Source organism: Streptomyces sp. ISL-11, assembly GCF_018614525.1.
In the GTDB taxonomy this organism is placed as follows: domain Bacteria; phylum Actinomycetota; class Actinomycetes; order Streptomycetales; family Streptomycetaceae; genus Streptomyces.
This window is the reverse complement of sequence record NZ_JAGGOL010000112.1, coordinates 1-7561: the sequence shown is the minus strand read 5'-3', so window position 1 is coordinate 7561 and position 7561 is coordinate 1. Positions and strand designations below refer to the sequence as shown.

8 protein-coding genes and 2 pseudogenes are annotated in these 7561 nt (G+C 72.4%); 4 read left to right on the top strand and 6 right to left on the bottom strand.

The genetic code is table 11. From position 1 onward, the window contains the following. The 5 genes and pseudogenes from J7E86_RS22250 to J7E86_RS22230 all read right to left on the bottom strand — a co-directional run. Nucleotides 1-370, bottom strand: a pseudogene (locus J7E86_RS22250) (metal-dependent phosphohydrolase); the annotation flags it as partial. Nucleotides 371-640: 270 nt separating this feature from the next. Then, nucleotides 641-973 carry a mycothiol system anti-sigma-R factor gene (gene rsrA, locus J7E86_RS22245; protein WP_215083505.1) on the bottom strand — a complete coding sequence of 111 codons (333 nt, stop codon included), beginning with the start codon at nt 971-973 and terminating at the stop codon, nt 641-643. Then, nucleotides 970-1650 (bottom strand): sigma-70 family RNA polymerase sigma factor, encoded by a 681-nt coding sequence (locus J7E86_RS22240; RefSeq protein ID WP_374223842.1) that lies wholly within the window; start codon nt 1648-1650, stop codon nt 970-972. Before J7E86_RS22240 ends, rsrA begins: the two co-directional genes overlap by 4 nt. Before the next feature lie 301 nt (nt 1651-1951). After that, nucleotides 1952-2578 carry an alpha/beta family hydrolase gene (locus J7E86_RS22235; protein WP_215083503.1) on the bottom strand — a complete coding sequence of 209 codons (627 nt, stop codon included), beginning with the start codon at nt 2576-2578 and terminating at the stop codon, nt 1952-1954. Nucleotides 2579-2854: 276 nt separating this feature from the next. Continuing rightward, nucleotides 2855-3673, bottom strand: coding sequence for an SOS response-associated peptidase (locus J7E86_RS22230; RefSeq protein ID WP_215083502.1), 819 nt, complete (start codon nt 3671-3673; stop codon nt 2855-2857). A gap of 41 nt (nt 3674-3714) precedes the next feature. Here J7E86_RS22230 and J7E86_RS22225 point away from each other — a divergent pair, with 41 nt between their 5' ends. From J7E86_RS22225 to J7E86_RS22210, 4 genes are all read left to right on the top strand, one after another. After that, nucleotides 3715-4428 carry a M50 family metallopeptidase gene (locus tag J7E86_RS22225; protein ID WP_215083501.1) on the top strand — a complete coding sequence of 238 codons (714 nt, stop codon included), beginning with the start codon at nt 3715-3717 and terminating at the stop codon, nt 4426-4428. Nucleotides 4429-4455: 27 nt separating this feature from the next. Then, nucleotides 4456-5820 carry a 3-phosphoshikimate 1-carboxyvinyltransferase gene (aroA, locus tag J7E86_RS22220; protein WP_215083500.1) on the top strand — a complete coding sequence of 455 codons (1365 nt, stop codon included), beginning with the start codon at nt 4456-4458 and terminating at the stop codon, nt 5818-5820. Between the two features lie 17 nt (nt 5821-5837). Continuing rightward, a complete protein-coding gene (rsgA, locus tag J7E86_RS22215; protein ID WP_215083499.1) occupies nt 5838-6845 on the top strand; it encodes a ribosome small subunit-dependent GTPase A in 1008 nt (335 codons plus the stop codon). Nucleotides 6846-6931: 86 nt separating this feature from the next. Then, complete coding sequence (locus tag J7E86_RS22210; RefSeq protein WP_215083498.1) at nt 6932-7255, top strand: multidrug efflux SMR transporter; 324 nt, start codon at nt 6932-6934, stop codon at nt 7253-7255. A 58-nt stretch (nt 7256-7313) separates the two neighbouring features. Here J7E86_RS22210 and J7E86_RS22205 read toward each other — a convergent pair. Beyond that, a pseudogene (locus J7E86_RS22205) lies at nt 7314-7561 on the bottom strand (TetR/AcrR family transcriptional regulator); the annotation flags it as partial.

Sequence of the window (7561 nt, the reverse complement as noted above, 5' to 3'; positions counted from 1 at the left end):
CGCCGCCGCGGCCCGGCACGGCGAGCGCGAAGGCGTACGAGGCGGCGCACGCGGCGAGCGCGAGCTGTGCGGCGTGCCATGCGCGCCGTACCCAGGCCGCCGGACGCCGTTCGACGCGTCCGACGAGCGCGCCCGGCACGGCGACCAGCGCGGCCGCCGCCGGCGGCAGCAGGAACGCGCCGGCGAGCAGCACGGGCAGGGTCAGAGTGCGGCGGGGCAGACGTTCACAGGCCGCGCAGACCAGGGCGAGCGAGGCGACCGCGCTCCAGGGGACGGCCGTCGGGTACCTGAGGACGGGCGCCGCACAGAGGGCGGCGGCCAGTACGGCGCACGCGATACAGGCGCGCGCCGACGCCGGAAGTGCCCCCATGGCGCGTCCTCCCCGTCCCGTCGGATCTCGGCAAGCTTGCCGTCAGGAAGGGGAGAATAGGCTCAGATCGGGCCCGGGAACGGCGCATTCGGGTATTACCCCGCCCGTAGCGAGCGGATGCACACCTTCGGGTGATGTTCCCCCGGGAGGGTGTTTGCCCGCCCGGAACGGACCGCCGTCGGACCGCCGGTCACGTCGGGAACGGGTCGGCGAGCAGGACTTCCGTACCGCTTCGTCCCGATGGGGTTCGACCTGCTGTTCCCGTTCCGGTCAGTCCTGCGCGACCGGCGGTGCGGCGGCCTCCGCCGCCCTCGCCTCGGCCACGACGTCCTGCTCGGGCACCGCCTGCCCGGCACGGATCAGCTCGATCCGGCCCATCACCTTGGACCGGAGGTCGGCGGGGACGTCGTCATGGCCGCAGCAGCGCTTGACGAGCTTCTTCACGGCCTGCTCCAGGCCGTACTTCTCCAAGCACGGGTTGCACTCGTCGATGTGCACCTCGAACTTGGCGCAGTCGCCGTCCGGCATCTCGTGGTCGAGGAACTCGTAGAGATGATCGAGGACCTCGGAGCAGTCCGTCTCGTGCGGCTCTCCGCAGCTCATGAGTCCGAGCCTTTCCGATTGTGCGACTCGTCGGAACCGTTCGGCGCGGGGGCCGTGCCCGCCGGGACCAGTCCGCGCTCGCGGGCGTAGTCCTCCAGCATGCCGCGCAGCTGGCGGCGGCCGCGGTGCAGCCGGGACATGACCGTGCCGATGGGCGTACCCATGATGTCCGCGATCTCCTTGTAGGCAAAGCCCTCGACGTCCGCGAGATAGACCGCTATGCGGAATTCCTCGGGGATGGCCTGAAGGGCCTCCTTGACATCGGAGTCGGGCAGATGGTCCAGAGCCTGGGACTCGGCGGACCGCAGACCGGTCGACATGTGCGACTCGGCACGCGCGAGCTGCCAGTCCTCGATCTCCTCCGACGCGCTGCGCAGCGGCTCACGCTGCTTCTTGCGGTAGGAGTTGATGAACGTGTTCGTCAGGATGCGGTACAGCCATGCCTTGAGATTCGTACCGTCACGGAACTGATGGAAGGACGCGTACGCCTTGGCGTAGGTCTCCTGCACCAGGTCCTCGGCGTCGGCGGGATTGCGCGTCATGCGCAGGGCGGCCGAATACATCTGGTCGAGGAAGGTGAGAGCGTCCCGCTCGAAGCGGGCATTGCGCTCGGCGGTGCTTTCTCCACCCGCGGCGCTGTCCTTGGTCCCCTCGTCGGTCCCAGCGACCGGACCCACCTCCTCCAACACCATGGCGGAACCGGATGCGGACCCGCTCGAATCGGAGAATAGACGACGATCCGGTCCGTCCGCCGCTCCGCCGGGGGCGGGCTGCGCCACATGCACCGCCGACCATCCCAGGTCAGCCGTCTGCGGGCGGGACAGGCATGCGGTCGAACCCATGCGGCGAGCTCCCATTCCTCTGTCGTGCCGTTCGTTCCGGATGACCTGCACAACAGCCGGAAGCCTGTCCGCATTCCCGGAATGCGGACAGGAAATGAGGAGGGACGAGGAGAGCGCGGGGAGAGGACCGAACGGGTCAGCCGGGAAGTCGCGCGAGCCATCCGGCGACCGCGTGCGTGATCACTTCGAGCGCCTCCTTCTGACCGGTCGCGGCCCTCTTCGGTACGGCGAATCCGTGATCCGCGTCCGGTACGGGCACGAGCTCGGTGTCCGGCGGGAATTCCCCGGGCCGCCCGAAAGGATCCCTGACGCCCTGCACGACGAGGGTGGGCAGCTCGGTGCCGGCCAGTTCGTCCGCGCGCGACTTCTCCGGCTTGCCCGGCGGGTGCAGGGGGAAGCTCAGCGCGAGGACGCCGATCGCGCCCAGCTCCGCGGCGGTGCGGCAGGCGACGCGCGCCCCGGCGCTGCGGCCGCCGGCGACGACCGGCAGCCCCGGAACGCCGAGCGCGGGCCACAGGGCCCGCCACGCGGTGTCCAGCGTCCCGGGCGCCGGCGCGACCTTCCGGCCTGCGACGCGCCAGGGCTGTTCGACGAGCGCCACGGTGACGTGCCGCGCGGGGAGGGCGGCCGCGACGGCCTGGAGGTCCCGCGCCTCGACACCACCGCCGGCACCGTGCCCGAGGGCGAGCGTGAGCCGTGGCCTGGGGGCGCGGTACCAGTGGATACGGGCGTCGCCGACGGGGGTGGGGACGAGGTCGATCATGGGTCCATCTTGCCGGGCCGCTACGCGGTGTCCGATGGATCTTCGGGTGCGGGCCGTGTTTGCCGCCTGCGGCGGCGGGCGCCCAGCGGGCGCGTCCTCAATCTCCCCCAGCTACCTCCCCCAGACTCCGTCCGGGGGTGCCCCCAGAGGTGCCCCCAACGGGCTCAATTCAGCAGCCCGTCCGGCGTTTGAGGACACCGCCGCGCAGCGGTGGTGCGGACGACACAGCCCGCGGCCGCCCGCCCCCGGTCACGCGAAGGCGCGGATGCGGAACACTCAGAACAGCGTCGCTTCCTCCGGCGCGTCCAGCTCCTCGACCAGCTCCGGCCCGTTGTTACGGACATCGCTGACCGCGGTGGTCACCGGGTAGGCCCTGACGGACGTGGCCGGCGGAGCCACCAGCAACCCCCTCAGATCGTCCGGATCCGTACGCCCCGGATCCAGCCACGCCTCCCACCGCTCCGGCGGCAGCACCAGCGGCATCCGGGGATGGATCTCCGCCAGCGACCGCGGCCCGCCCTCACCGCCGCCGGAGGCGAACGGTTCCGGCGACGCCTCCGTCGTGATCACCGAACACGTCGCCCACCACGCCTGCGGATGGTCCGGCGGAAGGGCCGGATCGCGCCAGAACTCGTACAGCCCGGCCATCGCCATGACCGAGCCGTCCGCCGGAGTGACGAAGTACGGCTGCTTGCGAGGGCGCTTCTTCCGGCCGCGCTCCTCCAGCTCCCGCTCGGCCGCGCCGGTGACCCACTCGTAGTAGCCGTCGGCGGGTATCAGGCAGCGGCGCGCCTCGAAGGCCCGCCGGTAGGACGGCTTCTCGTGCACCGTCTCCGCCCGAGCGTTGATCATCTTCGCGGCACCTTCGGGGGATTTGGCCCACGAGGGAACCAGCCCCCAGCGCAGCGGGCGCAGCTGGCGAACCGGACCGCGGTCCCTGGCGTCTTTCAGTGGACGTTCGAGCACCGCGTACACGCTCTTCGTCGGCGCCACGTTCCAGTCCGGAGCGAGCGTCTCCTCCGGATCCCACTTCTCGACCTCGAAGACCCCGACGAGGTCCTGGGGGCTCCGGCTCGCCGCATATCGACCACACATATTCGCCACCCTGCCACGGACCCTTCAGGAGCCGCGCACAAATGGACAGCACCGCCGCCACCGATCTGTGGGACCGCGTCCTCGCGACCCAGCCCGACCCGAAGACGTGGCTGGTCGTGGTCACCGCGGTCGTCGCGCTGGCCGTGGTCGTCCCGCGCGGCGCATGGCTGATCAGCCGCAACGCCGTCACCATCGCCCACGAGGGTGGCCACGGCCTCGTCGCCCTGCTCAGCGGCCGCCGGCTGGAAAGCATCCGGCTGCACTCGGACACCTCGGGTCTGACCGTCTCGCGTGGCAAACCGACCGGTCTCGGCATGATCCTGACCGCGGCGGCGGGCTATTCCGCCCCTTCGCTGCTCGGACTCGGCGGCGCCTGGCTGCTGGCGGCGGGCCACATCACGGCGCTGCTGTGGGGCGCGACCGCGCTGCTCGCCGCGCTGCTGCTGATGGTCCGCAACGCCTTCGGCGTGCTGACCGTGGTGCTCAGCGGCACCGCGTTCGTGCTGGTCTCGTGGCTGACGGGCCCGGCCGTGCAGGCCCTGTTCGCGTACGGGGTCGTCTGGTTCCTGCTCCTGGGCGGCGTCCGCCCGGCCTTCGAGCTCCAGGCCAAGCGCCGCCACGGCGGGGCTCCGGACTCCGACGCCGACCAGCTGGCCAGGCTCACCCACCTGCCCGCGGGGATCTGGCTGGGTTTCTTCCATGTCGTATCGCTGTGCGCCCTGACCGGAGGAGGGCGCTGGCTGCTCGGCCTGTGACGCGGTACAAGCCACTAAGGTAAAGACATGACCGAGAGCCCCGCGCACACCGACCTCTGGCCCGCCCCCCTCGCTCCGGGGGCCGTCGAAGCGACCGTCACCGTGCCCGGATCAAAATCGGTCACCAACCGCGCGCTCGTCCTGGCCGCCCTCGCGGCCGAGCCGGGCTGGGTGCGCCGGCCGCTGCGCTCGCGCGACACGCTGCTGATGGCCGAGGCGCTGCGCGCCATGGGCGTCGGCATCGAGGAGACGGTCTCCTCCAGCTCCTCCGGGGCGGGCGCCGACGCGGGCGAGGCATGGCGCGTCATCCCCGCCGGCCTGCGCGGCCCGGCGACCGTGGACGTCGGCAACGCCGGCACGGTCATGCGCTTCCTGCCGCCGGTCGCCACCCTGGCCGACGGCCCCATCCGCTTCGACGGCGACCCGCGCAGCTACGAGCGCCCGCTGCACGGCGTGATCGACGCGCTGCGCGCCCTGGGCGCCCGGATCGACGACAACGAGCGCGGCGCGCTGCCGCTGACCGTGCACGGCGGCGGGGCGCTGGACGGCGGCACGGTCGAGATCGACGCGTCCTCCTCCTCGCAGTTCGTCAGCGCGCTGCTGCTGTCCGGGCCGCGCTTCAACCAGGGCGTCGAGGTGCGTCACGTCGGCGCGGTGCTGCCGTCCATGCCGCACATCCGGATGACCGTGGACATGCTGCGGATGGCCGGCGCGCAGGTGGACACCCCGGAGTCCGGCGGCGAGCCGAACGTCTGGCGGGTCTCCCCCAGCGCCCTGCTCGGCCGGGACCTGGTCATCGAGCCCGACCTGTCCAACGCCGCGCCGTTCCTGGCGGCGGCCCTGGTCACCGGCGGCCGGGTCACCATCCCCGACTGGCCCGAGCGCACCACGCAGCCGGGTGACGCGCTGCGCGACATCTTCACCGCCATGGGCGGCAGCTGCGAGCTGTCCGAGACCGGGCTGACCTTCACCGGCACCGGCCGGATCAAGGGCATCACCGCCGATCTGCACGAGGTCGGCGAGCTCACCCCGGTGATCGCGGCCGTCGCGGCGCTCGCCGACTCCGAGTCCGTCCTCAGCGGCATCGCCCACCTGCGGCTGCACGAGACGGACCGGCTGGCCGCGCTGGCCAAGGAGATCAACGAGCTCGGCGGCGACGTCACCGAGACCGAGGACGGGCTGCGCATCCGCCCGCGCCCCCTGCACGGCGGTGTCTTCCACACCTACGAGGACCACCGGCTGGCCACCGCGGCCGCCGTCATCGGCCTCGCCGTCGAGGGCGTCCAGGTGGAGAACGTCGCGACCACCGCGAAGACCCTGCCCGACTTCCCGGCGCTGTGGACCGGGATGCTCGGCCCCGTCGCGGGGGCGACGACGGTGTCGAGAGCCTGAGAGAGCGGAAGAGCACCATGCGCCGCTACGGCAAGAACCCCGACGAGGACGACATCCGCGTCCGCCCCAACCGCAAGGGCAACCGCCCCCGCACCAACATCCGCCCCAAGCACGAGGACGCCGCCGAGGGCTTCGTCCTCACCGTCGACCGCGGCCGGCTGCACGTCCTCGTCGAGGACCGCACCATCATCGCGATGAAGGCGCGCGAACTGGGCCGCAAGGGTGCCGTGGTCGGCGACCGGGTGGCGGTCGTGGGCGACCTGAGCGGCGACAAGGACACCCTGGCGCGGATCGTCCGGGTCGAGGCGCGCTCCTCCGTGCTGCGCCGCACCGCCGACGACGACGACCCGTTCGAGCGGGTGGTGGTCGCCAACGCCGACCAGCTCGCCATCGTCACGGCCCTCGCCGACCCCGAGCCCAGGCCGCGTCTGATCGACCGCTGTCTGGTGGCGGCGTACGACGCCGGCCTGGAACCGCTGCTCGTTCTGACAAAGTCCGACCTTTCCTCGGCGGACAAGCTGCTGGAGTCCTACGGCGCGCTCGGCGTGCACCATGTCGTGACCAATCGTCAGGAACTGACCGACGGCGCCGCCGCCGACCGGGTGCGCGAGCGGCTCACGGGCCGGGTCACCGCGTTCGTCGGCCACTCCGGCGTCGGCAAGACCACCCTGGTCAACGCGCTGGTCCCGGACCGGCAGCGGGCCACCGGCCACGTCAACGCGGTCACCGGCCGCGGCCGCCACACGACCACCTCCGCGCTGGCCCTGCCGCTGCCCGGCGGCTCGGGCTGGGTCATCGACACCCCGGGCGTACGGTCCTTCGGCCTGCACCACGTCGATCCCTCGCGCGTCATCCATGCCTTCCCCGACCTGGTGCCGGGCACGGAGGGCTGCCCGCGCGCGTGCAGCCACGACGAGCAGGACTGTGCGCTGGACCAGTGGGTGACCGACGGCCACGCCGACCCGCAGCGGCTGTACTCGCTGCGCCGCCTGCTCTCGACGAGGGAACGGCGCGAAGGCGACTGATCGCCTACGTTTGCGGGTGACCGTCAGTGGCAAGGGCATGAGCACACCGGACGGACGGCGGTCACCGAGGCGCGGGAGGCAAACTGATGGCGTGGCTGCTGGTGGTGGTCGCCGGTCTGCTGGAAACCGGCTTCGCCGTCTGTCTCAAGCTCTCCCACGGCTTCACCCGGCTCTGGCCGACCATCGCCTTCGCCTGCTTCGCGCTCGGCAGCTTCGGCCTGCTGACGCTCTCGCTGCGGAAGCTCGACGTCGGCCCGGCGTACGCGGTGTGGACGGGCATCGGCGCGGCCGGCACCGCCGTCTACGGCATGATCTTCCTCGGCGACCTGGTCTCCACCCTCAAACTGGTCTCGATCGGCCTGGTCATCCTGGGCGTCATGGGTCTGCAGCTGTCCGGCTCGGCCCACTGAGGCACTACTGGGCCCCCACTGAGGCCCCCGCCCGCGGCGACGCCCCACCGACCGCGCCTCACAGGCCCCGGCCGACACTCCCGTCGCCCTCCAGGGCGCGGACCAGACGGGCGACGTGCGCGGCCGCGTCCTCGTCCGAGGCCACCGGGGCGATCACGTAGGACAGTGTCAGCCGGACCGCCGCCTCGCAGGCCCACGCCGTCTCCTCGCTCACCGGGCCGTCGGCGGTGACCGCGCGGACCGCGCGGTCGCGGATCCCGTCGGCCAGGGCGCCGGGGGCACCCCGGTGCGCGGCGGCGCCGGGCG

Excerpts from the sequence above, each read along its gene's own strand:
- rsrA (WP_215083505.1), bottom strand. The coding sequence starts at position 973 with ATGAGCTGCGGAGAGCCGCACGAGACGGACTGCTCCGAGGTCCTCGAT.
- J7E86_RS22235 (WP_215083503.1), bottom strand. The coding sequence starts at position 2,578 with ATGATCGACCTCGTCCCCACCCCCGTCGGCGACGCCCGTATCCACTGG.
- J7E86_RS22230 (WP_215083502.1), bottom strand. The coding sequence starts at position 3,673 with ATGTGTGGTCGATATGCGGCGAGCCGGAGCCCCCAGGACCTCGTCGGG.
- J7E86_RS22225 (WP_215083501.1), top strand. The coding sequence starts at position 3,715 with ATGGACAGCACCGCCGCCACCGATCTGTGGGACCGCGTCCTCGCGACC.
- aroA (WP_215083500.1), top strand. The coding sequence starts at position 4,456 with ATGACCGAGAGCCCCGCGCACACCGACCTCTGGCCCGCCCCCCTCGCT.
- rsgA (WP_215083499.1), top strand. The coding sequence starts at position 5,838 with ATGCGCCGCTACGGCAAGAACCCCGACGAGGACGACATCCGCGTCCGC.
- J7E86_RS22210 (WP_215083498.1), top strand. The coding sequence starts at position 6,932 with ATGGCGTGGCTGCTGGTGGTGGTCGCCGGTCTGCTGGAAACCGGCTTC.